Here is a 25988-nt window from a genome sequence, read left to right on the forward strand (position 1 = left end):
GCGGGTATCAACGGAACTGCCGGATCACCGTGTCGCCGAAGGCGGGCAGGGTCGTTTCGAGGTCGGGCAGGAAGGCATGCACGGGCAGCACGACGCGGTCGACGCCGCGCGTGCGGCGTTCTTCGACGGCCGCCTTGGCATCCTTGCCCGATTTCGGCAACGCATCGGGACAACCGGCCAGCATCTCGATCTTGCCCGGATCCCGTCCTGCCGCTTCGGCGGTGCGTCGCACGAGGTCGAACAGCGGGAAGGTGTCGAGCGGCGAGCCGATCGACGGAAAGAAGCCGTCTCCGATCCGCCCGGCGCGCTTGGCCGCGGCCTCGGAGTGGCCGCCGATGACGATGGGCACCTCGAGGTTCACCGGCTTGGGATTGGAGCTCACCTCGGTGAAATTCACGAACTCGCCGGCGAAGCTCGCGCCGTCCCCGGCCCACACGGCGCGCATGGCGCCGATGTATTCGTCGGAGCGCTTGCCGCGTTTCTCGAACGGCACGCCAAGCGCCTCGAACTCCTCCTTGAGCCAGCCCACGCCGATGCCGAGCTCGAAGCGGCCGCCGCTCATGAAGTCGAGCGTCGCCGCCTGCTTGGCCAGCACCAGCGGGTTGCGCAGCGGCAGGATGACCACACCCGTCAGGAAGCGGAGCCGGGTCGTCACCGCCATCGCCGCGGCGATCCAGATCAGCGGATCGGGCAGCGCCACGGTGCGGTCGCCCGGGATGCGGCCGGTCGCGGAGTAGGGATAGGTCGAGGTGTAGGTGTCGGGGAAGACGACGTGGTCGACGGCGATCAGCGAATCGAAGCCCGCCGCCTCGGCGAGCCTGGCCAGCCGGATCGTGCCGGCGAGATCGGGGAAGGTGTTGTTGCCGAAATGGAGGGCGAACTTCATCGGGCGAGCTCCGTGACGGCCTTGTGGAAGCGCGTGATCGCCGCGAGATGGTCGTCGTAGCTCTTGCCGGCGATGCGCTTGTGATGGTTGCTGACATAGGTCGTGTGCGCCACGACGTGCGTGACGCCCGCCTTCTTCCAGAACGCGAACTCCCGGCGCCAATCATCCTCGTCGCCGACGCCCGGCGACATCCAGACCTCGAGTCCGACATCGGCCGGGTCGCGGCCGGCCTCGCGGACGAGCGCGCGCAGCTTGTCGAAAGCGGCGAGCGCCTTGTCGCCTGCCGGATATTGGAGCGGCATGAAGCCGTCGCCGAATCTGGCGGCGCGCTTGAAGGTCGCTTCGGCATGGCCGCCGAACCAGATCGGCACGCGGCCCGATCTTGGCCTCGGATTGATGCCGCCGTCGTCGAGTTGGTGGAAGTCGCCCTTGAAGGTGACGCTGGGTTGCGACCACAGCGCCTGCATGAAGCGCACTTGTTCCGCCGAGCGCTTGCCGCGGCTGTGGAAGTCCATGCCGAGTCCCTGGAATTCGATCTCGTTCCAGCCGACGCCGACACCGAGCCGGAAACGCCCGTCGGAGAGCTCGTCGAGACAGGCCGCCTGCTTGGCCACCAGCGCCGCCTGGCGCTGCGCCAGGATCAGCACGCCGACGCAGAAGCCGACCTTGCGCGTGATGCCGGCCAGGAAGGCGAACAGCACGAACGGATCGTGGTAGGCCGTGGCCGACGTGCCGACACGCCGGCCGCCATGATCGGCGGCGGGGTTGGCGCCCAGCACGTGGTCGGGTGCGACCAGGTAGTCGTAGCCCAGCCCTTCGGCTGCCTGGGCATAGTCGCGTATGACCTCCGGTCCGGTGCCGATATCGCCGACCGGTATTGAGGCGCCGAGCTGCATGGAACCCTCCCCGCGATGTGCTACTGAATCCCTTCTGGATCGTTGAGGGAAGCATCGCCGTGCTGAAGCTCGGATACAAGGCGTCGGCCGAACAGTTCGCGCCGTCGAAACTGCTCGATTTCTCCTGCCAGGCGGAAGCGGTCGGCTTCGACTCCGCCTTCGTGAGCGACCACTTCCAGCCGTGGAAGCACGTCGACGGCCACGCGCCATCCTCGCTGGTGTGGCTGGGCGCCCTCGCGGCCCGGACCACCAGGCTGGTGATGGGCACCAGCGTGCTCACGCCCACCTTCCGCTACCATCCGTCGATCGTCGCGCAGGCCTTCGGCACGTTGGGGTCGATGGCGCCGGGCCGCGTGATCCTGGGCATCGGCACGGGAGAAGGGTTGAACGAAGTGCCGTCGACCGGCCAGCCGTGGCCCGAATTCAAGGAGCGCTTCGCCCGCATGCGCGAGGCGGTAACCCTGATTCGCAAGCTGTGGCGTGAGGAGCGCGTCAGCTTCGAGGGCGAGTACTACAAGACCGAGAAGGCGACGATCTACGACCGGCCCGATCAGGAAATCCCCATCTACGTCGCCGCCGCCGGCGCGGTGGTGGCGCGCTATGCCGGCCGCACGGGCGACGGCTTCATCTGCACCTCGGGCAAGAAGTGGGACCTCTACACCGAGACGCTGATGCCGAGCGTCGCCGAGGGCATCGGCAAGGCGACCGAACCGAAGAAGCAGCCGTACGACAACATGATCGAGATCAAGGTCTCGTTCGACAGCGACAAGCGGAGGGCGCTCGAAGACACGCGCCACTGGGCGGCGCTGGCGCTCACGCCCGAGGAGAAGATGACGGTCGAGGATCCGGTCGAGATGCAGCGGCTCGCCGATGCCTTGCCTGTCGAGCGGGCTGCGAGTCGTTGGATCGTGTCAAACGACCCGCAGGAAGTGGTCGAGAAGGTCGGTGCCTATGTGAAGCTCGGCTTCAAGCATCTGGTGTTCCATGCGCCGGGCCCCGACCAGGCGCGATTCCTCGAGTTGTTCGGTGGGCAGGTCGTGCCGCTGCTGCGCAAGCAGTTCGCTTGATGAGAGAAGGCGGCCAGACCGTCGCCTGGGCTGAGTTTGGCGGCGTAGTGCCTGAATTGGAATCGTTCGGGCGGGCACGACTCGAGCGGCGCGTCGCCTATCTCGCCACGATCCGGGCCGACGGCTCGCCTCGGCTCCATCCGGTTTCCGCGTTCATTGGCACCGGCGGTCTCTTTCTGTACATGGAACCGACATCGCCCAAGGTTGCCGATCTGCGGCGTGATCCGCGCTACACGCTTCATTGCGGGGTCGAGGACGACAGCGGCGGCGGTGGCGAGTTCTGCGTTTCGGGTCGGGCGAACGAAGTCATCGAACAGCAGCGACGTTCGGAAGCCTTCGTATTTGCGCGCCAGGCGGGCTACCGGCCGGCCGAGCGTCACGTGCTGTTTGAGCTCCGCCTAGTCCGCGCTTTTTCGACGATCTACCAGGGCGGCGCACAACGGCGGCATTGGTCGGCGGACGAGGGCGGGCGATGATGAACAAGGTCGAGCTGCTGGCGGTTCCCGGCCTGCCGTTGGTCGGAACCGGGGACGACCTGGCGCGGCTGATCGGCGAGCGACTGACGGGCGAGCTGGCGCTTCGCCCTGGCGACGTGCTGGTGCTGGCGCAGAAGATCGTCTCCAAGGCAGAGGGCCGCATGGTCGAGCTGCGCAGCGTCACCCCGACGCAGCGCGCCGTCGAGCTCGGCGCCGAGGTGCTGAAGGACCCGCGCCTCGTCGAATTGATCCTCCGGGAATCGGTGCGCGTCGTGCGTTCGCGACCCAACGTACTGATCGTCGAGCACAAGCTCGGCTTGATCATGGCAAACGCCGGCATCGATCAATCGAACGTCGCGCCGCAGGACGGCATCGAGCGCGCGCTGCTCCTGCCCAGGGATCCCGATGGCAGCGCGGCGTCGCTGCAGAAGAAGCTCGGCGCGACGGCAGTGCTGATCATCGACAGTTTTGGCCGGCCCTGGCGCAAGGGCACGACTGGCGTGGCGATCGGCGCGGCGGGACTGCCGTCGCTGATCGACATGCGAGGCCAGCCCGACATGTTCGGCCGCATCCTTCAGGTCACGATCTCCGCCTTCGCCGACGAAATCGCCGCCGCGGCGTCGCTCGTGATGGGCCAGGCCGACGAGGCGCAGCCGGTCGTGATCGTGCGTGGTCTCACCTGGAAAGCGCCGAACGCGCCCGCCGCCGAGCTGATCCGATCGTCGGCCGAGGATCTGTTCAGGTGATGTTTCTCCTCCCCCGTCGTCGGGGGAGGTTTCGGCGTCTTACGCCGACGGAGGGGTCATGGCCCCATCGCCCGCGTAGGACGCGGGCACTTCCCTTTCGCGGACTCCGCGAAGGGGAAGAGAATGATCAAGCGACCTTCGCAGCGAGCTTGGACCAGCGGTCGAGGGCGGGCAGGATGATGTCTGACTTGGCCGAATCGAGGCTGACGATGACGCGCACGACGCCCTCGTCGCAGTCGCGCTTCAGCATGTCTTCGTCTTCCTTGGCGCCCCAGATGGTGACGGGCATGGTCGACGGATCGCGGCCGGCTTCCTGCGCCATCTTGCGGAACTCGGGCAGGAACTCGCGCACATTGGGGTATTTCGGTCGCGCGCGGTGCGGCATCCAGCCGTCGCCATAGCGGATGGCGCGGCGCGCGCCGTAGGGGAACGCGCCGCCGACCAGGATGGGCGGGTAGGGTTTCTGCAGCGGCTTGGGCCAGGTCATCATCGAATCGAAATTGACCAGCTCGCCGTGGTACTCGGGCTTGGACTTGGTCCAGATCGCCTTCATCGCCTCGATGCGCTCGCGCGCCAGCTTGTGGCGCGTCTCGAACACCGTCCCGTGGTTCTCCATCTCGTCGCGATTCCAGCCGTTGCCGACGCCGAACAGGAAGCGCCCGCCCGAGAGTTGGTCGATCGAGGCGACGAGCTTGGCGGTCTGGATGGGATCGCGCTGCACGATCAGGCAGACACCGGTGCCGACCTTGATGCTCTTGGTCACCGCTGCCGCCGCCATCAGCGCCACGAACGGGTCCATGGCGTCGTAGTACTTCTTCGGCAGCTCGCCGCCCGACGGGAAGGGTGACTTGCGGCTGAGCGGGATGTGGGAGTGCTCGGGCGACCACAGCGAGTCGAACCCGCGTTCTTCGGCCGCAATGGCCAGCTCCTGCGGCGTCATCGAATAGTCGGTGAAGAACATCGCAACGCCGAGCTTCATTGCTTCCTCCTGCCGCGGATCACGCCGCCTTCGGCCACTTGCTGCCGACCTGCGGCAGCACCTTCTCGATCAGCAGGCGCGTCTGAGCGAGCACCTCGTCGCCGCTGCCGACCGGCCGCAGGATGAATTTCTGGACGCCACCCGTCACGTATTCGGCGATGCGGTCGAGGATCGTCCGGGCATCGCCGACCGCGAACTGGCGGGCGGGATCGCGGCCGGTGCGCTTGGCGTAGGCCTCCATCGCCCTGCCGACGGCACCGTCGCCCGCCGAGCCGAAATAGAACGGGAAGCTCGCGCCGTAGTGGTCGTCGTCGATGGTGCGTCCGGCGGCCGGCAGCCCGGCCTTGATCGCGGCGACGACCCGAACGGCATCCTCGATGGTTTCTCCGCCGCCCTGCCAGCCGGTGCCGTACTTGACGGTGCGCTTGATCGCTGCGTCGGACGAGCCGCCGATCCACATCGGCAGGTCGGGCTGTACCGGCCGGGGCGAGATCGAGGCGCCGCGCAGCCGATAGTGCTTGCCCTCGAAGTCGACGCTGTCCTCGCGCCACAGTCGGCTGATGATCTCGAGGCTCTCGTCGGTGCGCCGCCCGCGCGTTCTGGTGTCGATGTCGAGCGCCTGCCATTCGGGTCCGAGCGGACTGCCGATGCCGAAGGCCGGTAGCAGCCGCCCCTCGGAGAGAACGTCGACGGTGGCGCACTGCTTGGCGAGCAGCACAGGGTCGCGTAGTGCCAGCGACACCACGTTCATGCCGAAGCGCATGCGCTTCGTGCGGCCGGCGAGGGCCGCCATGACGCTCATGCACTCGAGGATGGGCTGGCGGCTCACCAGCCGGTCGGTCTGCCACAGTGAATCGACGCCGCCGTGCTCGCAGAGATCGACCCAGCGCCAATAGTCGGAGGCCCCGGTGAACGGAAACTCCATCAGGCCGAGGCCGACCGCGACGGTCATGCGACGGCCTTCACCAGCGGCGCGATCTTGTCGAGGTAGCGCAGGATGTCGTCGCGACTGTCGTCGGGCAGGCCGATCAAGGCGCTGTGGATGCCGGCGGCGCGGTAGCCCGCCAGCACGTCCTCCTTGGGTGGCGCGGCGAAGACGGTGACGGTCAGCGACTTGGGGTCGCGGCCCTTCTGCTCGGCCATTCGGCTCAGCCGGCTGACCGCCTCCCTGGCGTCGAAGCCGCCGCGTGTACGCGGCAGCCAGCCGTCACAGAACTCGACGACGCGGCGCAGGGTGTGGTCGCTTTCGCCGCCCAGCACGATCGGCGGATGGGGTTTTTGCAACGGCTTGGGCCACGACCAGACGGGGTCGAACTTCACGAACTTGCCGTTGTAGGCGGCTTCGTCCCTGGCCCACAGCTCCTTCATCGCCAGCACGTGCTCGCGCATCATCTTGAAGCGATCGGCGAACTGGACGCCGTGGTTGTTCATCTCGTCCTCGTTCCAGCCCGAGCCGATGCCAAAGACGAACCGGCCGCCCGACAGCCGGTCGAGGCTGGCGATCGCCTTGGCACAGGCGAGCGGTTCGTGCTGGGGCACCAGCAGGACGCCGGTGCCGACTGTGAGCTTGCTGGTCGCGGCCGCGGCGAAGGCGAGGGCGACGAACGGATCGTGGCTGTGGGAGTAGCGCTTGGGCAGCTCGCCGCCCCCCGGCCACGGCGTCTTGCGGCTGACAGGGATATGCGTGTGCTCCGGCACGAACAGCGAATCGAAGCCGCGATCCTCGAGCGCCCGCGCGAGCTCGGCGACGTCGATGCCGTAGTCCGTGGGGAAATAGTTGACGCCGACCTTCATCTGATATGCCTCCCTACTTCTTCGGAGCCTCGACGTGACCGCCGAAGCCCAATCGCATCGCCGACAGAACCTTTTCCGCGAAAGTGTGATTCTGGCGCGAGCGGAAACGCACGAATAACGAGGCCGCCAGCACGTCGGCCGGCACCGCTTCCTCGATCGCCGCCTCGATGGTCCAGCGGCCCTCGCCCGAGTCCTCGACATGGCCGGAGAAGCTCTCGAGATGCGCGTCCTTGGCCAAGGCGTCGGCCGTCAAATCGAGCAGCCACGAGGTCACCACGCTGCCGCGGCGCCAGACTTCGGCGATGTCGGCCAGATTGAGGTCGTAGCGCTCGTCGGCGGGGAGCTTGGCCGAAGCGCGATTGCGCATGATGTCGAAACCTTCGGCGAAGGCCTGCATCATGCCGTACTCGATGCCGTTGTGGATCATCTTCACGAAATGGCCGGCGCCGACCGGGCCGGCGTGGATGTAGCCCTGCTCGGCCCTCGAATCCAGTTTGGCATCCGATTTGTCCCGTCCCGCGGTTCGCTCGATGCCGCCCGGCCCCGGTGCCAGCGCCCTGAAGATCGGATCGAGCCGCTTTACCTGCTCGCCATCGCCACCGATCATCAGGCAGTAACCGCGCTGCAGGCCCCACACGCCGCCCGACGTGCCGATGTCGAGATAGTGAATGCCCTTGGGCTCGAGTTCGCGGGCGCGGCGCACGTCGTCCTTGAAGTTGGTGTTGCCGCCGTCGATGATGACGTCGCCCGCGCTCATCATCGCGCCCAGCTGACCGATCGTGTCCTCGGTGGTCTTGCCCGCGGGCAGCATGACCCAGACGGTGCGCGGCATGCCGAGCGTTTCGACGAGCGATTTCACCGATGAAGCGGCCGCCGCGCCTTCCTTCGCAAGCGCCGCGCCCGGCTCGGGGTTGGCATCGTAGATGACGCAGGAATGGCCGGCCCGCGCGAGGCGGCGGACGATGTTGGCTCCCATGCGGCCGAGGCCGATGACTCCGATCTGCATGGGCCTATGCTACACACATCCAACGGAGGGAACAGCCATGAAGCTCGGACGCTTGGGAGTCTGGTATTCGACCGACAAGCTGAACGGTGCGCAGCTTGCCGACTTGATGCGCGCGGTCGAGAGGAACGGGTACTCCGCCTTCTGGCATCCCGAGTCGCGCGGCTACGAGGCAATGTCGCTCGGCGCCTATCTGTTGTCGAAGACCGAGAAGCTGGTCGTCGGCAGTTCGATCGCCAACATCTACGCACGCGATGCCTACACCGCCAAGCGGGCGATGATCTCGCTCAACGACATGTACGGCGGACGCTACATCCTCGGGCTGGGGGTCAGTCACGTCCCGATGGTCGAGGGGGTACGCGGCCACAAGTACGACAAGCCGCTCGGCGCCATGAGCGCCTATCTCGACGGCGTCTACGCGGACGTGCCCGCCGATTCACCGGTGGTCGTGGCGGCGCTCGGACCCAAGATGCTCGAACTGTCGGGCCGGAAGGCGATGGGCGCGGTGCCCTACAACGTCACACCCGGCCACACGGCGCAGGCGGCGAGAATCCTCGGCAAGGACAAGATTCTCGCCGTCGAGCAGAAGGTCACGCTCGAGACCGATGCGCGGAAGGCACGCGCGCTCGGCCGCAAGGAACTCGCGCGCTACATGGTGCTGCCCAACTACCGCAACAACTGGCTGCGTATCGGCTTCACCGAGGCCGATCTTGCCGACGGCGGCAGCGACGGCTTCATCGACGCCATGTGCCTGTGGGGCGACGCCGCGACGATCCGGAGGGGACTGCGCGCGCACTTCGAGGCGGGCGCCACGCATGTCTGCCTGCAACCCGTCCACGACGACGGCGATTTTGCCGCGCGCAGCCGCATGCTGGAAGTGCTGGCCGACACCTGACCGGATGACACCGGCGGCAAACGCAATGAAGCGAAGGAGGAAACAATGGACTTCGGCATCGCCCTGCCGACGGCAGCGGATTCGTGGAGGGTCGTGAAGCGCGCCGAGGAACTCGGCTTCACGCACGCCTGGTTCTACGACACCCAGATGCTGAGCGCCGACTGCTTCGTCGCCATGGGCGCGGCGGCCGTCAACACGACCCGCATCCGGCTCGGCACCGGTGTCCTCGTGCCGTCGAACCGGATCGCACCGGTGACGGCCAACGCGCTGGCCACGCTCAACCAGCTGGCGCCCGGCCGGATCGATTTCGGCGTCGGCACCGGCTTCACGGCGCGCCGCGCCATGGGCTTCGGCGCCATCAAGGTCAAGGACATGGAGACCTACGTGCAGCAGGTCTATGGATTGCTGCGGCGCGAGACCGTCGAATTCGAGATGGAGGGCCAGAAAAAGAAGATCCGCTTCCTCAATCCGGAACTACCGCTGTTCAACACGGGTGACCCGATCGCGCTGCATTTCTCCGCCTTCGGCCCGCGCACGCAGGCGCTGACGGCCAAGCTCAAGGCGGGCTGGATCGACTTCGTCGGCAAGGTCGAGAATGGCGTGAAGGAACTCGGCGCCATGCAGGAGGAATGGCAGAAGGCAGGCCATGCCAAGGGCGACCTCTACACGACGGCCTTTGCGCTGGGCTGCGTGCTGCAGGAGGGCGAGCCGGCCGACTCCGAGCGCGCCATGGCGCAAGCCGGTCCTCGCGCGGCGGTGATGCTGCATCGCGCCGCCGACGAGGCGCTGTCCGGATTGAAGCCCGGCGTCGCCATGCTGAGCACGCGCGAGATCGACGGCTACATCGAGCTGATGCGTGGCCAGCCGGCGGACTCGCGCTACTTGGAAAACCATCGCGGCCATCTGATGTTCGTGAAGCCCGAGGAGAAGAGGTTCGTCACCGCCAAGATGATCGCCGAGACGTCGTTCACGGCGACCGAGGGTGAGATCAAGCAGCGCATCGCCGCTCTGCGTGATGCGGGCTACAGCCAGTTCACGGTTCAGCTCGTGCCCGGCCACGAGGCGGCGATTGCCGACTGGGCGCGCATTCGCGCCGCGTTCAAGTGAAGCTCGGCATCTCGCTCAGCTTCCAGCGGCTCGACGAGCCGCCGGACCAGGCCTATCGCGAAGGCCTGGAGCTCGCGGCCGAAGCGGGGAGGCTGGGTTTCGATTCGATCTGGGTCAGCGAGCATCACGGCGAAGCCGACAGCTACTGCCCCTCGCCGGTCGTCGCCTGCGCGGCGATCGCCGCCGTGGCGCCCAACTGCCGCATCGGCCAAGCGGTGGCGCTGGCGCCGCTCTACGGCCATCCATTGCGCTTGGCCGAGGACCTGTCGGTGGTCGACAACCTCTCGGGCGGGCGCATCGAGATCGGCCTGGGGCAGGGCTATCGCCCTGCCGAGTTCGACATGTTCGGCTGGAACTACAAGACGCGCACGCGCGCCTTCGAGGAGGCGCTCGACATCCTCGAGCTCGCCTGGCGCGACCAGCCGTTCGATTACGACGGCACGATCTACAGGGTGAAGGGTGGCACGCTCCGGCCGCCGCCGGTCACGCCCGGCCGCCTGCCGCTCTGGATCGGCGCCGCGCATCCCAAGGCCCGCGCCCGCGCCGTGCGCCGCCGTGCCGGCTTCCTGGTGGCGCCGCTCCTCGAGCTCGAGCCGATGGCCCGCCAGATACGGACCTTCGACGAGGAAGCCGAGCGCCAGGGCGCCGGCCGCCTGCCGCACGCCGCCATGCGCGAGATATTCGTCGGCGATTCGCCGGCCGACGCGATCCGCCGCCGCCAGCGCTTCATCGACCAGGTCTACCGAGTGCAGTACAAGCCCGAGCGCGTCGGGCTCACGTATTTCGACCGCGCGAGCGGCGAACGCAAGCCGCTGACGAGCGACAACCCCTACTTCATGTCCGAAGAGTTCATGCAGGAGCGCTGGTTCCTCGGCACGCCGCAAGACATCGCCGGGAAGATCGCCGAATGGCAGCCCCGGCTGAACCTCGACCACCTGATCTTCACCCCGCGTCCGCCCGGCATGCCGCTCGGGCAGGCGGTCGGGGAGCTGGAGGCGATCGCCAAAGGTGTGGTGCGGGCGGCGAAGGCAGCCTGAGCGGCTATTCCGCCGCCATCTGGCGCAGCTTCGCCGTCTCGGTCGGGTCCACCGTGCCGTCGTCGTTGACGGCGACGCCGTAGTCGCGGCGTGCCGCTTCGGCCGAGATGAAACCCTGCTTCACGTCGTCGGCCACCGCCGCGACGGCGCGTTTGCGCGGGTTGCCGAGGCCGCCGCCACCCGGCATGGCGATGATGACGCGGTCGTTCCTGGGTACGGTCTGCTGTCCCTTGCCGCGCAGCTTCCTGCCGGAGGCGAGCGTCACTGCGCCGGCGGTACCCGCATGACCGCCCTCGCGGCCGCGCGGCGGATGGTCGATGCGGTCGTAGTAGGCACTCAGCGCGAAAGGCGCGCTGTCGAGCGTGCTCACCTCCATCACCTGGCCCAACCCGCCGCGGAACTCACCGGCGCCACCCGAGTCCTGGCGGTACTCCTTCTTCCAGATGACGATCGGCGAGATCGCCTCGTTGATCTCGGCCGGCACGTTGCGCACGCCTGACGGGAAGGCGGTGGCCGACAGCCCGTCCTGTCCGGGCCGCGCGCCGGTGCCGCCGGCGTGGAAGCTCATGACGTTGAAGGGAATGGCGCCGACCGTCTCGGCCGGATCGCCGTCGGTGCTGCCGGGACCGCCGAGTACGGTCAGGTTCCACAGGCATGACGTGCCTTCGGCGGGCACGCCGCCGCCGAGCGCCTGATGCAGGCAACCGAACATCACGTCGGGCAGCATCTGGCCGGTAACATGGCGGGCGGCGACCGGCGCCGGCTTCTCGGCATGGAGGATGCAGCCCGGCGGCGCGGTGACGCGGATCACTTCCAGTGAGCCCTCGTTGTTGGGCACCTTGGGCGCGACGATGCACTTCACGCCGAACGACGAGTAGGCCTCGGTGTAGCAGATCGGCACGTTGATGCCGTAGGCCGACACGCCCGAGGTGCCGGTGAAGTCGACGTCGATGCCGCTCTCGCCGATCTTCATGGTGGCGACGAGATCGATCGGCTTGTCGTAGCCGTCGACGCGCATCGAGAATTTGTATTCACCCGGTTTGATCTTTCGGATCGCTTCGAGCGAGGCCTGCTTTGATTTCTCCAGGATGTGCGAGCCCAGCCGGTCGAGGTCGTCGATGGCGAACTCGTCCATCATCTCGATCAGGCGACGACAACCGATCTCGTTGCAGGTTGCGAGGGAGTAAAGGTCGCCCACGACCTGCACCGGTTCGCGCACGTTGGCGGCAACGATCTCGGTCAGGGTCGCGTCGACCTTGCCGGCGTGGGCGAACTTCATCAGCGGGATGTAGAGACCCTCCTCGAACACATTGCGCGCGTCGGCACCCATGCCGCGGCCGCCGATATCGACGACGTGGCAGGTCGACGCGAACAGCGCCACCATCTTGCCGCGCCGGAAGGTCGGCGTGACGAAGGTGAAGTCGTGCAGATGGCCGGTGCCCTTCCACGGGTCGTTGGTCAGGAAGACGTCGCCTTCCTTCATCGTGTGGGCCGGAAACTTGTCGAGGAAATGATAGACCGCGCGCGCCATCGAGTTGATGTGGCCTGGCGTGCCGGTGACGGCCTGGGCGAGCATGGCGCCGCGGAGGTCGAACACGCCCGCGGAGAGATCGCCCGCTTCCCGTGTCGAGGTCGAGAAGCCGGTCCGGATGAGCGCGAGTGCCTGCTCCTCGACGACCGCGATCAGGCGGTCCCACATCAATTGCAGGCGAATCGGCGAGAGGGGATCGTTGAAACTCATTGTCCCACCTTTTCGAGAAGAATGGCGCCGATCGGCGTGATGCGGGCGGCGAAGCTCGCCGGCACGAAGGTCGTGGTCTCGTCCTCGGCAATTACCGCGGGGCCCGGCATGAAGCTGCCGGCCGAGAGGTCGCTCCGATGGTAGATGGTGAAGTCGCGCATGTCCTGCTCGGCGGGGTCGTAGATCGGCCGCTTGCCCCTGGGCTTGGCCGGGACGTCCTTGGGTTGCGGCGGCGCGAGCGGCAGGGCGGCCTGCTCGGCGGCGAGCCGCAAGGTCCAGTTCATGACCTCGACATCGAGGCCCGGGATGGTGCGGCCGAAAGTGGCAGCGTAACTGTCCTCGAACAGTTTCACGAGCCGGTCGCGCGACGCCGCGTCGAGTGCACCTGCCGGCAGGTCGACCGTGATCTCATGGCCCTGGCCGCGATAGCGCATGTCGGCGGTGCGCTTCTCGACCAGCTTGGCCTCCGGCGCGCCCGCCTTGACCACGGCTTCGGCCTCGGCGCGCATCTCGGCGAACAGCTTGTTGACGAAGCCGGGATCGAACTTATCGTCGAGCTGCACGTAGCGGCTGCGCACGACCTCGTAGGCGACCGGCGCCATCAGGAAGCCGACGGCCGAGCCGACGCCGGCGCCCGAGGGCACCATGATGCGGCGGATGCCGAGCTTCTCGGCGAGCCGCGCGGCATGGATGGGCGCGGCGCCGCCGAAGGCGATCATGGTGCGGTCCTGCAGCTCCTTGCCGCGCTCGACGGCATGGACGCGCGCGGCGTTGGCCATGTTCTCCTCGACGATTTCGCTGACGCCAAACGCCGCATCGAGGCGCTTCAGACCGAGCGGCACGCCGACCGCCTTGTCGACGGCGTCGCCGGCCTTGTCGGGGGAGAGTTTGATCGAGCCGCCGGCGAAGTAGCCGGGATCGATGCGGCCGAGCACGACGTCGGCGTCGGTGACCGTCGGCTCGGTGCCGCCGCGTCCGTAGCTCGCGGGACCGGGTTCGGCGCCGGCGCTCTCGGGGCCGACATTGATGCGGCTGAGCGAATCGACATGGGCGATCGAGCCGCCGCCCGCGCCGATCTCGACCATCTCGATCACCGGGATGCGCAGCGGCAAGCCACTACCTTTCAGGAAACGGTACTGGCGCGCCACCTCGAAGGTGCGCGAATGCTGAGGCTCACCGTCGTCGATCAGGCAGATCTTGGCCGTGGTGCCACCCATGTCGAAGCTCAGCACCTTGTCGATGCCGCATTGCCTGGCGAGCGATGCGGCCAGGATGGCGCCGCCCGCCGGTCCCGACTCGACGAGTCGAATCGGAAATCGCCGCGCCGTTTCCAGCGCCGCAAGGCCGCCGCCCGAGGTGATGAGGAACAGCGGGCAGTCGAAGCCTTGCTTGTTGAGCGCCGCGTCGAGGCGACCGAGATAGCGGTCCATCACCGGCTGCACGTAGGCGTTGGCGACGGCGGTCGACCAGCGTTCGTACTCGCGGATCTCGGGCGAGACTTCGCTGGAGAGTGTGATCGACACGCCGGGCAGCAGCCCCTGCAGGATGTCGCGCGTGCGCCGTTCGTGCCTGCCGTCGAGATAGGCATGCATGTAGCCGATGGCGATGGCCTCGATACCTTCGGCCTTCAGCTTGGGCGCCAGCACGCGCACCGCAGCCTCGTCGAGCGGGATCAGCACGTTGCCGCGGCCGTCGAGCCGCTCGGGGATGCCGAAGCGCAGGTTGCGCGGCACCAGCGGCGAGGGCTTGACCATGAAGATGTCGTACTGCTCGAAGCGGTGCTCGAAGGCCATCTCGATCGAATCGCGGAAGCCTTCGGTGACGATCAGCGCGGTCTTCGCCCCCTTGCGCTCGATGATGGCGTTGGTGGCGAGCGTGGTGCCGTGAATGATCAGGCCGATATCGGCCGGCTTCGCTTTCGACAGCTTCAGGATATCGCCGATGCCCGTCAGCACGCCCTCCTCGGGCGCGCGCGGCGTGGTGAGCACCTTCACGCTCTCGCGCTTGCCGTTCCATTCCAGGCAAAGATCGGTGAAGGTTCCGCCGATATCGACCGCCAGACGTCCTTTTTCCATGTCCCTCGTGCCGCCGTCCATTGGATGTTGCCGTTGAGATGATCCCGGCCGTAGCAAGGACCGTTCCGTAGCCCGCCGCCGTTGTTCAGGCCGCCCCGACCCGGATGGTAGAGCGCGGTCGCGGCAGGTTGCGGCGCTTGTCGTTCTCGGTCATCGGGCCGGTCCAGCGCGTCGCGACCTCGAGCTTGATCGGTGCCAGTGGCTCGGCGGCATGGGCCGCGGCGGCGCGTTCGGCGCCGGCATCGCCGTAGGTCGTCGTGCGGATGCGCGGAGTGCGGCCGAGGCTCGCGATCAACCTGTCCATCGCGTCGGGCGGCAGCTCCTCGCCATGCTCGGCGCCGGCGGCGCGGGTGATCGACTCGTTCATCAGGGTGCCGCCGAGATCGTTGGCACCCGCCTGCAGGCACTGGCGCGCGCCGTCGACGCCCATCTTCACCCACGAGGTCTGGATGTTGGGGATGTGCGGATGCAGCGCCAGCCGGCCGATCGAGTGCATCAGCACGGCTTCGCGGAAGGTCGGGCCCAGCCGCGCCTGGCCCTTGAGCGCGATCGGCGCCTCCGCGGCGACGAAGGGCAGCGGCACCAGCTCGGTGAAGCCACCGGTCTCCTTCTGCAGCTCTCGCAAACGCAGCAGATGGCGCGCCCAATGAATCGGCCGGTCGACATGGCCGAACATGATGGTCGCCGTCGAGCGCAGCCCGACGCCGTGGGCGGCGCGCATGATGTCGAGCCACTGGTCGGTCGAGACCTTGTCGGGGCAAAGCACGTCGCGCACCTCGTCGTCGAGGATCTCCGCGGCGGTACCGGGCAGGCTGCCCAGGCCGGCATCGCGCAGCATCGCCAGGAAATCCGGGATCGAGCGGTTGAGCGTCGTGGCGCCGTGCCAGACTTCGAGCGGCGAGAAGGCATGGACATGCATGCCCGGCACGCGCGCGCGCACGGCGCGGCAGACATCGAGATAGTGTTGCCCGGTGTAGTCGGGATGGATGCCGCCCTGCATGCAGACTTCGGTGGCGCCGCGATCCCATGCCTCGGCCGCGCGCCGCGCGATCTCGTCGATGCCGAGGTCGTAGGGCGTGCCGCGCAGGTTGGCGGCAAGCTTGCCCTTGGAGAAGGCACAGAAGCCGCAGCGGAAGTAGCAGATATTGGTGTAGTTGATGTTGCGCACGACGGCATAGGAGATCGCGTCGCCCACCACGTCGCGGCGCAGCTCGTCGGCAACGCGCGCCACTGCGGCAAAGTCACCATCCCGCGCCGCGAACAACCGCTCAATGTCATCTTCACAGAGGTCATCGCCGCGCGCCGCGCGATCGAGGATCGGTGTCAGACTGGCGCTTGGCTGGACGGATGGTCGCGTCAGTATCGCCACGTCGTCCTTGGGCAATGCCATTACCAGACCGGGACGCCAATCGTTGTCGCGACGCAGGCCGCTCGCCTCGCTCATGGCGATCACGCGCGGCCGCAAGGCGGCGTCGATCCAATTCCTGGCCTCGTGCACGTAGCGCGGATAGACGGCAAGGCGCTCGGTCAGCGCCTTGCCATGCTTGGCGCTCTCGGCGGCCAGAGCTTCGATCTGCGGCCACGGCCGCTCGGGGTTCACGTGATCCGGAGTGACCGGCGAGACGCCGCCCCAGTCGTCGATGCCGGCCTCGATCAGTCGGCCATAGCCCGGCTCCTGCAGGTTGGGCGGCGCCTGCACCGACAGCGTGTCGCCGAAGATCAGTCGCGCCACCGCGACCGTCCATAGCAGCTCCTCGAACGACGGTTCGGGTGCGTTGGCCATGCGCGTGTCGGGCTTGGCGCGGAAATTCTGGATGATGACTTCCTGCAGGTGGCCATGGGAGCGATGCAGCTCCCTGAGCGCCAGCAGCGCCTCGATGCGCTCGGCCCGTGTCTCGCCGATGCCGATCAGGATGCCCGACGTGAACGGTACCTTCGCTTTGCCGGCCGCCTCGATCGTGGCGAGCCTGAGCGCCGGAACCTTGTCGGGCGCGCCGAAATGTGGGCCGCCGCGCTCGCCAAGCCGCTCCGCCGCCGTCTCGAGCATGATGCCCATCGACACCGACACGGTGCGCAACCTCGGGAGATCGGCCGCGGTCATCAGGCCGGGATTGAGATGCGGCAGCAGGCCGGTCTCGTCGAACACCAGCTTGGACATCGCCGCCAGGTAGTCGAGGGTCGTCGCATGGCCCATCGCCGACAATTCTTCGGCCGCCGGCTTCCACTTCAGCTCGGGCTTGTCGCCGAGCGTGAATAGCGCTTCGGCGCAGCCGGCATCGCGGCCGGCGCGGGCGATTTCCAGCGCTTGTTCTGGTGAAAGGTAAGCGGCCTCCCCACGCCTGGGAGGATGCACGAAGGTGCAATAGCCGCAATTGTCGCGACAGAGGTGGGTCAGGGGGATGAACACCTTCTTGGAGAAGGTGATGCGATCGCCGAAGGCGGTATCGCGGATCCCCGCCGCCTCGCGCATCAGCGTCTCGAGATCGAGCGACAGCAGGCGATCGATGTCATGCGACATGGCGAAAAACTCGGTACGCGGGGTGATCGGAAACGAGGGCGGTCAGATCGGCCGGCGTGTCGATGTCCCGGGCGAGGCCGGGGCGGCGGACGACGATCGGCTCGATGCCGATGGCGCGGGCTCGTTCGGCGTGACGCGCCGCGCTCGGCGCATGCGTCGCGAAGGCGAAGTCGAGCACGGTCGGCGGCCGCAACAACAGGGCGTTGGTGCCGCCGTCCTTGGCCTCGGCGATGACGACGGCGCTGTCGCTGCCCGCCTCGATCAGGGCCGCGATGTCGGCACGGTCGACATAGGGGAGATCGGCCATCAACAACAGGAGTTGGGTCGCTCCCTCGTCCCGAACAAGTCGCGCGGCGGCGGAAACGTCGCGGTTCAGGTCGCCGGCGCCGGTGTCGCCACTGGCCACGCGTACCTTGTCGATCCCGGCCTCCTGCAAGGTCGTCAGCACATGGTCGAGCATCTGGCGGGCGAGCGCGCGCCGTCCCGCCGCGTCGAGCACACCGGCGAGGCGACTCTTCGCGAGATCTGCGGATTTCATCGGAACGACGGCTGCGAGCATTCCGGCGTCAGTTTTGCCCGGACGCGGCAAGCTCGTCCACGAAATCGAGGGTCGCCGCTGCCAGCCGCCGTTTGTCGGCATCGTCTCGCATCATGGTATCGGTCACGCGTACTTTCAGTCCCAGGGTTTCGATAGACGGCGCAAGATTCGAATCCATCGCATCCAGCACGAATCCGTCGATCAGCCCAGTATAATAGCGCGCCACGCCCACTGCCGACACGTCGTGGCCGAGTTCGGCCAGCATCTTGGCGGCCGGGCCCTTGACCGCCTGGCCGCCGACGATGGGAGTCACCGCGACACGCGGAACGCCAGCCCCGGCGAGGGCGTCCCGGACGCCCGGCAGGGCGAGGATCGGCCCCACACTGACAAAGGGATTGGAAGGACAAATCACCACGCCGTGCAGATTTGCGAGGTCGCTCAGGATCGGATGTGGAGCGGCCGTCCCGACGCCGGCGAAACGAACGGACTTGACGACGGGCTCGCAGCGCAGCCGCACGAACCAATCCTGAAAGGCAAGCTCACCGCGATTGGTCTCGACCATAGTGCGCACCGGATCGTCTGACATCGGCAGCAAGGTTGGTCGTACGCCGAGCCGTCGAGCGAGATCATGTGTGACCATGGAAAGCGGTTCCCCCGCCCGCAGCCGCCGGCTGCGCTCGATGTGCACGGCTAGATCCTTGTCTCCCAACCTGAACCAAGTCTCGCCGCCGAGCGCGCCAATTGCCTCCATGACCGCCCAACTCTCGTCACGCCGACCCCACCCCGTGTCGGGATTGGCCACGCCGCCGAGGGTATACATCACGGTGTCGAGATCGGGGCAGATCGCGAGGCCCAAATGCTCGAAATCGTCGGCGGTGTTGACGACGACCGTGAGCCGTTCGGCTGGCAGGATGCTGGCCAACCCCAGGGCGAGCTTCGCGCCACCCACGCCGCCAGCCAGCGCGAGAAGTCTCGTGCCGTCACCGCTCATGACGACAACGCTCGGCATCGCTCATGCGCCCATTCTACCCGCGGTACCCCTCGACACCTAGTCGGGTCGATGGATCCGAAGCGGCGCCGATAGCACCTGCACCGGATGCCCGCTCGATCAGGCCTAGTAACCGCCGATCACCGGCAGGATCTCTCCCGTGATGTAGCTCGAGCATTGCGGCGAGGCGAGGAAGACGAAGGCCGGCGCAATCTCCTCCGGCTGGGCAGGCCGCTTCATCGGCGTATCCGATCCGAATTCGGACACCCGCTCCGCATCCTTGTCTGCCGGATTGAGCGGCGTCCAGACAGGCCCCGGTGCCACGGCGTTGACCCGGATGCCGCGCGGCACCAGATGGGCCGCCAGGGATCGTGTGAAGGCATGAATGCCGCCCTTGGTCATCGAATAGTCGAGCAACGCCTTGCTGCCCTGCAGTCCGGTCACGGAACCGTTGTTGATGATGGCGTCACCCTCCCGCAGATGCGGGACTGCGGCTTTGGTCATGTGGAAATAGCCATACAGATTGGTCTTCAGCGTGCGGTCGAAATGTTCCTCGCTGAGATCCTCGAGATTCGCGGCATGGAGCTGGAAAGCAGCGTTGTTCACCAGGATGTTCAATCCTCCGAACTCCCGCACCGTCGCCTCGACGGCATGCCGGCAGAAGGCACCGTCGGTGACGTCGCCGGGCAGCACGAGACAGCGCCTTCCTTCGGCCGCGACCGCTTGGCGCGTGATCTCGGCGTCCGCCGGTTCGTCGAGATGCACGAGGGCGATGTCGGCACCCTCGCGCGCGAAGAACACGGCGACGGATCGGCCGATGCCCGAATCGCCGCCGGTGATCAGCGCCACCTTACCCTCGAGCTTTCCCGAACCCTGCCAGTAGGGCGCATCGTACATCGGAGCCGGATCGAGCCGTCGTTCTTCACCCGGCTTGGCAAGATGCTGTTCCGGGAACGGCGGCTCGGGATAGTCGCGGGTTCCGGCTTGCATGGCGCCGTCCGCCGTGCGTGGCGGGTTCTGCCGATCCCGGCGCGCTGTCTCCTGCTGGAGCTTGCGATGCTTCGCCGCTGTCCGGCGTGCCTGACCTTGCCGCTTTGTCATGGCGTGCTCCCTTTGGGCGGTCAACGCAACCCGAGTAAGGGCCGTTCCGTTTCTCGGTCGATGGCGACGAGAGCAAAAAAAGGCGGCTCCAACCGGACGCCGCCGAGGCGGACGCGCACGAAGGTGAAGCACGGCCTGTACGGCGACGAGTCGGCGCGCGAGGGTCGGCACGAATACGGGCAGTCCTATAGCGGGTCCGCACAGAGCAGGATTCCGGAACCTCCCGGCCATCCGCCGGCGGATGCCAAGCCGCTGGCTGGCTACGACATAAAGGGGAAAACCAAGCCCAGACGCGCTCCGCGGCCCGACAAGGGATGACTGCCGGAAATGCCGTCGGGGCGGTCGCTCGCCACGGCGACTGTGTCGGGGCGCCGAGGGTTCCCGCCGCGGCCAGAATTTGTCTGCGCAACGAATATGCCTTGGCGAAGTTGACTCGCAGGTCCTTACACGGAGGATGCCATGCGCTATTGCATCCAGCCCGCGAATTCGGTCGACGTGGCGTTCATGGCCCTCGCGATAGAGCCCGAGTCGAGCGAATGGGGAAAGGGCGAGGAGGAGCATGCTGATCGGCTGCTGAACACCTGCGCTGCCAGCACACAAGTGTGGGCGGCCCGCGATCCCGGCGGCATGCCCTGCGCCCTATGGGGAGTGACGCCGAAATCGGACGACTCGGACGTGGGCTGCGTGTGGTTGCTGGCCTGCGAGCAATTCGAGGAGGCGCCCACCGACTTCCGTAACTTGTCGAGCATGGTTTTTGCCGAGATGCTCGGCGAGTACGCGCAACTTGAGAACTTCGTCGACGTGCGGAAGGAGCGGGCAGTCGAACTGCTGCGGGCGATCGGTTTCACCGTCGATCCCGCTGCGACGCACTCGGCGTCGGGCACGGTTTGTCATCGTGTCTGGCTGGACGCCGAGAAGGCTCGGCCGGCGACATTGGCGGAAGGTCCGGCCATGCTGAACTGACCGAGCGCACCGGCAAGACGGTCCAACTGCGATCCTTCCAGCGGCATGCCGAAGCGCAGCCACGCCGGCTCGTTCTCGAACGATCTGACGTGCACGCCGTGGCTTGCCAGGATATCGGCGGCGCGGGCCGCCCGTGCGTGGGCGGCCAACCGGAACAGGGCCGTGCCGCCCAGCAGTTCGAAGCCCGCATTCACCAGCAGCCCATCGAGTCGCCGCCCGATCTCCGTCAATCGCGATGCCGTTGTTCCCAACCAGCGATCGTCGCCAAGCGCGATGCGGCCGACCTCGATGGCGGAGCCTGACACTGCCCAGGGGCCGAGTTCATCCCGCAGCCGTTCGACGATGGCCCGCCCGCCGATCGCAAATCCAAGGCGTACGCCCGCCAGTCCGTAGGTCTTGCCGAAGGAACGGAGAATCACCGTGTTTTCCGGCGGTTCGCCGGCGAGGCTGGCTGTCTGCGGGTGGAGATCGATGAACGCCTCGTCGAGCACCAACATGCCGCGCACGGCGCGCAACTCGTCGGTGGCGAGCAGGCGGCCCGTCGGATTGTTCGGATTGACGGCCACGACGACATCGGCGTCTGTCGCCTCTGCAAGCTCGCGCACGACGCACACGTCATGGCCTTGCCGTCGCCAAGAGGTTTCATGCTCTTCGTAGGTCGGCCCGAGCACCGCGACCCGGCTCCTCGGAACGAGTCGCGGCAGAAGCTGGATCAAGGCTTGCGTGCCGGGCGCGGCGACGATCGCTTCTGGATCCGGCGCGCCGTAGCGTCGCGCGGCCGCCACTCGCAGCGCGGCCTCGTCGTCGTGCGACGGCAGTCGTGTCCAGCTCTCCAGCCCAAGTTCCGGCAGCGGATAGGAAATCGGATTGATGCCGGTCGAAAGATCGATCCACGGTCGCGGGGCCGTCGGAAAGCGGCGCTGCACGTCGCGCAGATCGCCGCCATGCGCGACCGGTTCCTTCACGCCACCCTCCGTGTTAGGCACCAGACCATGTTCGCCGGGCTCGCCCTTCTGGCTGCGCTGATCGAAGCGGGTGCCGGATACCCGGACGCCGTCTTTCGCGCCATCGGCCATCCCGTGACCTGGATCGGGCGGCTCATAGCATGGTGCGACAATGCTTGGAATTCGCCTGCCCTGTCCTTCGCGGCGAGGCGATGGCGTGGTGTATGGTTGCTGGTGCTGCTTCTCGCCGTGGCTACCGTCGCGGGGGGCGCGATCGCGGCCGCCCTGTTCTGGTTCCTGCCGGCGCCGGTGGCGTTCGTACTGTGTGCCGCGGCGGCCGGCACGTTGATCGCGCAACGCAGCCTGTACGCCCATGTCGCAACCGTAGCTGAAGCACTCGAGAGCGACGGTCTTGCTGCCGGCCGGCAGGCGGTTGGGCGGATCGTCGGTCGCGACACGACAGCGCTCGACGAAGCCGCCGTGGGACGGGCGGCCATCGAAAGCCTCGCGGAGAACTTCTCCGACGGAGTCGTGGCACCGCTCTTCTGGATGGCGGTGGCAGGGCTCCCGGGGGTACTCGCCTACAAGGCCGTCAACACCGCCGACAGCATGATCGGCCACAAGTCCGAACGCCATCGGGCCTTCGGCTGGGCAGCGGCTCGCTTCGACGACCTGGTCAACCTGCCGGCTTCGCGGCTGTCGGTGCTGTGGCTGATCTTCGCTGCAACACTGCACCGGGATTGCTCGGCCGCCCACGCCCTTCGGATCGTGACGCGCGACGCCCGCCACCATCGCTCGCCCAATGCCGGATGGCCCGAATCGGCGATGGCGGGCGCGCTGGGAATCAGGCTCGCCGGGCCGCGCGTCTATGGCGGAGTCGAGGTCGACGACCGGTGGATGGGCGATGGCCGCGCCGCGGTGACGGTCGCCGACATTCGCCGCGGCCTGACGCTCTATCGCACCGCGTGCGGCCTGCAGATCGGAGCGCTGGCGATTCTGGCCGCGCTCATCGTGGCGGGCTGAACTCGGGGACGCACGCCAACGCGAGCAACGCATCGCAGTCGACGTGCCGTTCGAGATGATCGGCCAACGCGTCGAGCGTCGTTTCGACATCGTTCTCGTAGCAGAAGGACGAGGCGCCCGCGCCCAGCCGCTGCAGCCAATGCCGGCGCTGTCGGTCGTCGGCCAGCAGCCCGTGGATGTAGCAACCCGAAACGCGTCCATCCTCGCTGACCGCGCCGTCGCTCGCGCCGCCGGCCAGCCGCAGCATCGGCCGCATGACTCCCGAAGTGCGACCGACATGCATCTCGTAGCCCTTGAACGGCACTTTCCCGTCCATTGTCACGCCCGCCACGTCCGTCAGGACCTTGGCGCCCTCGAGGATGGTATCGACGTCGAGCAGGCCCAGCCCGGCCACCGACGCGGGCGGGCCCTCGATTCCCCCGGGATCGGCGACGGTGCGGCCGAGCATCTGGTAGCCGCCGCAGATGCCCAGCACATGCCCGCCCCGCCTGGCGTGCGCCGCGAGGTCGATGTCCCAGCCCGAAGCGCGCAGGGTGCCGAGGTCGGCGATGGTCGCCTTCGAGCCGGGCAGGATCACCAGCGCGGCGTCGCCCGGGATGGCTTCGCCCGGACGCACGAAGACGAGATCGACGCCGGGTTCCAGTCGCAGTGGATCGAAATCGTCGAAATTGGCGATGCGCGGATAGGCCAGCACGGCGATCCTGATCTTGCCGTCGCGCCGTTCGGTTGGCAGACCGAGCGCGTCTTCCGCCGGCAGTTTGCGGGCGGCCTCGAAGAACGGCACCAGGCCGAGCGCGCGCCAGCCGGTGCGGTCGGCGACTGTCCGCATGCCGTCCTGGAAAAGGGCGGGATCACCGCGGAAGCGATTGACGATGAAGCCCGCGATCAGCGCGGCGTCCTCGGGGTCGATCACGGCCTTGGTGCCGACGAGGCTGGCGATGACGCCTCCGCGATCGATGTCGCCGAGCAGGACGACCGGCACTCGGGCGGCGCGGGCGAAGCCCATGTTGGCGATGTCGGCGGCCCGCAGATTCACTTCCGAGGCCGATCCCGCGCCTTCGACCAGCACGAGGTCGCTTTCGCTCGCGAGGTGCGCGAAGCTCTCGAGTACGGCGGCCATCAGGCCGGGCTTCATCGCCTGGTAGTCGCGCGCCGTTGCGGTGCCGACGACGCGGCCCTGTACTACGACTTGGGTGCCGATCTCGCTCTGGGGCTTCAGCAATACCGGGTTCATATGCACGCTCGTCGGCGCGTGCGCTGCGCGCGCCTGCAGCGCCTGGGCGCGGCCGATCTCGCCGCCGTCGGCGGTGACTGCGGCGTTGTTCGACATGTTCTGCGGCTTGAATGGCCGAACGCGCAGGCCGGTGCGCGTGAAGACGCGGGCGAGGCCCGCCACGATCAGCGACTTGCCGACGTCCGAGCCGGTGCCCTGGATCATGATGGCGCGCGCCACCATCAGAACTCGATTCCGTCCTGCGCCCTTACGCCGGCGGCGAAGTGATGCTTCACGGGCACCATCTCGGTCACGAGGTCGGCGGCATCGAGCATTTCCTGCCGGGCATTGCGGCCGGTGACGACGACATGGAGGTCGCGGCGCCGCGCCTGCAGGGCGGCGACCACCGACGCGATGTCGAGATGCTCGTAGCGCAGTGAGATGTTGAGCTCGTCGAGCACGATCATCCGGATCGAAGGGTCGGCCATCAGCTTGTGGGTTGCCGCCCAGGCACGCTCTGCCGCGGCGACGTCGCGGGCGCGATCCTGGGTCTCCCAGGTGAAGCCCTCGCCCAGCGTGTGCCATTCGACCTGGTCGCCGAAGCGCTCGACGGCGGTACGCTCGCCCGACTGCCAGGCGCCCTTGCCGAATTGCACGACGCCGCAGCGGAAACCGCGTCCCAGAGCCCGCAGCATCAACCCGAAGGCGGCCGTCGACTTGCCCTTGCCCTTGCCGGTGTGGACGATCAGCAGGCCTTTTTCGATGGTTTTGCCGGCAACCTCGGCGTCTTGTGCCGCCTTGCGCTTCTCCATCTTGGCCTTATGGCGGGTGGCGTCGGTGTCGTTTGCGGTCATGTCGGGACAATGGTCGGCAAGGCCCTTGTCAGCAAGCCGCCCGCCGCCTATCAAACAGGCGACGGTGCCCCGCAAGGGCCCAAAAGGGAATGCGGTGCAAATCCGCGGCTGCCCCCGCAACTGTAAGCGGTCAGTCCCGACCACGAGGCCACTGGTGCAAGCCGGGAAGGCGGTCGGGGCGTCAACCCGCGAGCCAGGAGACCTGCCGTCGTGCCGAGGAGTCGAGCTGCCGGAGGGGCAGCAGGGAGAATCGCATGGTTACCACGACCGTACCCGTCCTGAAGACCGCGGACCGAAGCGAGACGCTGAAGGTCGCCACTGTCGCCCTGGCGCTGGGCCTCGTGCTTGTCTTCGTGACTGGATTCGCTCACCCCGAGTTGATCCACGACGCTGCCCACGACGTCAGGCACAGTCTGAGCTTTCCCTGTCACTGAGGCCGTATCCATGCTGACGCGGCTGCTGTCGGTCGGCCTACTGGCCGGCCTCGCGGCTGGGTTGGTGGTTGCCGCCGTGCAGCAGGTCGCGACCACGCCCCGGATCCTCCTTGCCGAGACGTACGAAGCCGTCGGTGCCGGCCAGCCGGTTGCCGCCGGGGCGCCGCCGCGCCTCGGCGAGCACGTTCACGGGCACGTCCACGATCACGGCGAGACGTCGCGCCTCGTCTTCACCGGGATCATGACCGTCGCCGCCGCCATTGGAGTCGCCTTCCTGCTGATTGCCGGCATGCTGTTCGCCGGCGATCCGATCGACGAGCGCCGCGCCCTGGCCTGGGGCATGGCGGGTTTCGTCGCGGCCGGCCTGGCACCAGCGGCCGGACTTGCGCCCGAGCTGCCGGGCAGCGCCGCTGCTGATCTGGTCGGCCGGCAGATCTGGTGGACTAGCACCGTCGTGGCGACGGGCGCCGCGCTCTGGCTGATGCTGCGCGCCCGGCACGTTGCGCTGCGGCTGGCGGCAATCGTCCTGCTGATCGCGCCCCACGTCATAGGGGCACCACATCCCCATGAGTTCGAAAGCAGGGTGCCGGCGGAACTGGCGGCGCAGTTCGCCGCCCTTTCGCTCGGTGTGCAGGCTCTGCTCTGGTCCTGTACTGCTATCGCCGTCGGCCTGCTCTGGCCAAGGTTCGCGCCCAAGCGCGCGCGCTGAT

General features: G+C 67.5%; 25 protein-coding genes and 1 riboswitch. Of the genes, 10 read left to right on the forward strand and 15 right to left on the reverse strand.

Going from position 1 to position 25988, the window contains the following annotated elements; translation table 11 throughout:
• Positions 1–7 precede the first annotated feature (7 nt).
• Complete coding sequence (locus tag KIT25_01180; GenBank protein UYN95589.1) at positions 8–886, reverse strand: LLM class F420-dependent oxidoreductase; 879 nt, start codon at positions 884–886, stop codon at positions 8–10.
• Positions 883–1782 (reverse strand): LLM class F420-dependent oxidoreductase, encoded by a 900-nt coding sequence (locus tag KIT25_01185; protein UYN95590.1) that lies wholly within the window; start codon positions 1780–1782, stop codon positions 883–885. The genes KIT25_01180 and KIT25_01185 overlap by 4 nt, the downstream gene beginning before the upstream one ends.
• Positions 1783–1841: 59 nt before the next feature.
• Between KIT25_01185 and fgd the strand changes: the two genes are divergently transcribed.
• From fgd to cofE, 3 genes are read left to right on the forward strand one after another with little or no spacing between them, the layout of a single operon-like run.
• Positions 1842–2849: a glucose-6-phosphate dehydrogenase (coenzyme-F420) gene (fgd, locus tag KIT25_01190; GenBank protein UYN95591.1), complete on the forward strand. Its 1008-nt coding sequence runs from the start codon at positions 1842–1844 to the stop codon at positions 2847–2849.
• Positions 2849–3325, forward strand: a complete 477-nt coding sequence (locus KIT25_01195; GenBank protein UYN95592.1) for a pyridoxamine 5'-phosphate oxidase family protein — start codon at positions 2849–2851, stop codon at positions 3323–3325. The genes fgd and KIT25_01195 overlap by 1 nt, the downstream gene beginning before the upstream one ends.
• Positions 3322–4071, forward strand: a complete 750-nt coding sequence (gene cofE / locus KIT25_01200) for a coenzyme F420-0:L-glutamate ligase (GenBank protein ID UYN95593.1) — start codon at positions 3322–3324, stop codon at positions 4069–4071. Before KIT25_01195 ends, cofE begins: the two co-directional genes overlap by 4 nt.
• A gap of 127 nt (positions 4072–4198) precedes the next feature.
• Here the strand turns inward: cofE and KIT25_01205 are convergent, their stop codons facing one another.
• Genes KIT25_01205 through gnd form a run of 4 tightly spaced genes read right to left on the reverse strand, consistent with a single transcriptional unit; the run spans position 4199 to position 7850 of the window.
• Positions 4199–5050, reverse strand: a complete 852-nt coding sequence (locus KIT25_01205) for an LLM class F420-dependent oxidoreductase (GenBank protein ID UYN95594.1) — start codon at positions 5048–5050, stop codon at positions 4199–4201.
• A 19-nt stretch (positions 5051–5069) separates the two neighbouring features.
• A complete protein-coding gene (locus KIT25_01210; GenBank protein UYN95595.1) occupies positions 5070–6002 on the reverse strand; it encodes an LLM class flavin-dependent oxidoreductase in 933 nt (310 codons plus the stop codon).
• Complete coding sequence (locus tag KIT25_01215; GenBank protein UYN95596.1) at positions 5999–6844, reverse strand: LLM class F420-dependent oxidoreductase; 846 nt, start codon at positions 6842–6844, stop codon at positions 5999–6001. The genes KIT25_01210 and KIT25_01215 overlap by 4 nt, the downstream gene beginning before the upstream one ends.
• Positions 6845–6857: 13 nt before the next feature.
• Positions 6858–7850 carry a decarboxylating 6-phosphogluconate dehydrogenase gene (gnd, locus tag KIT25_01220; protein ID UYN95597.1) on the reverse strand — a complete coding sequence of 331 codons (993 nt, stop codon included), beginning with the start codon at positions 7848–7850 and terminating at the stop codon, positions 6858–6860.
• Positions 7851–7887: 37 nt separating this feature from the next.
• Between gnd and KIT25_01225 the strand changes: the two genes are divergently transcribed.
• Genes KIT25_01225 through KIT25_01235 form a run of 3 tightly spaced genes read left to right on the forward strand, consistent with a single transcriptional unit; the run spans position 7888 to position 10886 of the window.
• Positions 7888–8742 carry a TIGR03620 family F420-dependent LLM class oxidoreductase gene (locus KIT25_01225; GenBank protein ID UYN95598.1) on the forward strand — a complete coding sequence of 285 codons (855 nt, stop codon included), beginning with the start codon at positions 7888–7890 and terminating at the stop codon, positions 8740–8742.
• Positions 8743–8787: 45 nt separating this feature from the next.
• On the forward strand, positions 8788–9849 hold the full coding sequence (locus tag KIT25_01230; protein UYN95599.1) for an LLM class flavin-dependent oxidoreductase: 1062 nt from the start codon (positions 8788–8790) through the stop codon (positions 9847–9849).
• Positions 9846–10886: an LLM class flavin-dependent oxidoreductase gene (locus KIT25_01235; GenBank protein ID UYN95600.1), complete on the forward strand. Its 1041-nt coding sequence runs from the start codon at positions 9846–9848 to the stop codon at positions 10884–10886. The genes KIT25_01230 and KIT25_01235 overlap by 4 nt, the downstream gene beginning before the upstream one ends.
• 4 nt (positions 10887–10890) lie before the next feature.
• Here the strand turns inward: KIT25_01235 and KIT25_01240 are convergent, their stop codons facing one another.
• The 6 genes from KIT25_01240 to KIT25_01265 form a co-directional block, all read right to left on the reverse strand.
• A complete protein-coding gene (locus KIT25_01240; GenBank protein UYN95601.1) occupies positions 10891–12627 on the reverse strand; it encodes a hydantoinase B/oxoprolinase family protein in 1737 nt (578 codons plus the stop codon).
• Positions 12624–14702 (reverse strand): hydantoinase/oxoprolinase family protein, encoded by a 2079-nt coding sequence (locus KIT25_01245; GenBank protein ID UYN95602.1) that lies wholly within the window; start codon positions 14700–14702, stop codon positions 12624–12626. The genes KIT25_01240 and KIT25_01245 overlap by 4 nt, the downstream gene beginning before the upstream one ends.
• Before the next feature lie 85 nt (positions 14703–14787).
• Positions 14788–17220, reverse strand: coding sequence for a 5-amino-6-(D-ribitylamino)uracil--L-tyrosine 4-hydroxyphenyl transferase CofH (gene cofH, locus KIT25_01250; GenBank protein UYN95603.1), 2433 nt, complete (start codon positions 17218–17220; stop codon positions 14788–14790).
• Positions 17210–17758, reverse strand: coding sequence for a 2-phospho-L-lactate guanylyltransferase (gene cofC / locus KIT25_01255; GenBank protein UYN95604.1), 549 nt, complete (start codon positions 17756–17758; stop codon positions 17210–17212). Before cofC ends, cofH begins: the two co-directional genes overlap by 11 nt.
• Before the next feature lie 28 nt (positions 17759–17786).
• The gene (locus tag KIT25_01260) at positions 17787–18749 is read right to left on the reverse strand and encodes a 2-phospho-L-lactate transferase (protein UYN95605.1); all 963 of its coding nucleotides are present in this window, start codon (positions 18747–18749) and stop codon (positions 17787–17789) included.
• 123 nt (positions 18750–18872) lie between these two features.
• The gene (locus KIT25_01265; protein UYN97788.1) at positions 18873–19736 is read right to left on the reverse strand and encodes an SDR family oxidoreductase; all 864 of its coding nucleotides are present in this window, start codon (positions 19734–19736) and stop codon (positions 18873–18875) included.
• 570 nt (positions 19737–20306) lie between these two features.
• Here KIT25_01265 and KIT25_01270 point away from each other — a divergent pair.
• Positions 20307–20810, forward strand: a complete 504-nt coding sequence (locus KIT25_01270) for a hypothetical protein (GenBank protein ID UYN95606.1) — start codon at positions 20307–20309, stop codon at positions 20808–20810.
• Here KIT25_01270 and KIT25_01275 read toward each other — a convergent pair.
• On the reverse strand, positions 20738–21799 hold the full coding sequence (locus KIT25_01275) for a threonine-phosphate decarboxylase (GenBank protein ID UYN97789.1): 1062 nt from the start codon (positions 21797–21799) through the stop codon (positions 20738–20740). The genes KIT25_01270 and KIT25_01275 overlap by 73 nt on opposite strands.
• Between KIT25_01275 and cobD the strand changes: the two genes are divergently transcribed.
• Positions 21755–22777, forward strand: coding sequence for a cobalamin biosynthesis protein CobD (cobD, locus tag KIT25_01280; protein ID UYN95607.1), 1023 nt, complete (start codon positions 21755–21757; stop codon positions 22775–22777). The two genes, KIT25_01275 and cobD, sit on opposite strands and share 45 nt — an antisense overlap.
• On the opposite strand, the gene KIT25_01285 is transcribed toward cobD, so the two are convergent.
• On the reverse strand, positions 22761–24233 hold the full coding sequence (locus KIT25_01285; protein UYN95608.1) for a cobyric acid synthase: 1473 nt from the start codon (positions 24231–24233) through the stop codon (positions 22761–22763). The genes cobD and KIT25_01285 overlap by 17 nt on opposite strands.
• Entirely contained in the window at positions 24233–24844 is a 612-nt protein-coding gene (gene cobO, locus KIT25_01290) for a cob(I)yrinic acid a,c-diamide adenosyltransferase (protein UYN95609.1), read from the reverse strand. Before cobO ends, KIT25_01285 begins: the two co-directional genes overlap by 1 nt.
• A 45-nt stretch (positions 24845–24889) precedes the next feature.
• A riboswitch (cobalamin riboswitch) is annotated at positions 24890–25069 on the forward strand.
• Between the two features lie 29 nt (positions 25070–25098).
• Between cobO and KIT25_01295 the strand changes: the two genes are divergently transcribed.
• Positions 25099–25278: a CbtB-domain containing protein gene (locus tag KIT25_01295; protein UYN95610.1), complete on the forward strand. Its 180-nt coding sequence runs from the start codon at positions 25099–25101 to the stop codon at positions 25276–25278.
• Positions 25279–25288: 10 nt separating this feature from the next.
• Complete coding sequence (locus KIT25_01300; protein ID UYN95611.1) at positions 25289–25987, forward strand: CbtA family protein; 699 nt, start codon at positions 25289–25291, stop codon at positions 25985–25987.
• Position 25988: the final 1 nt, after the last annotated feature.

The organism is Enhydrobacter sp. (assembly GCA_025808875.1).
In the GTDB taxonomy this organism is placed as follows: Bacteria; Pseudomonadota; Alphaproteobacteria; order Reyranellales; family Reyranellaceae; genus Reyranella.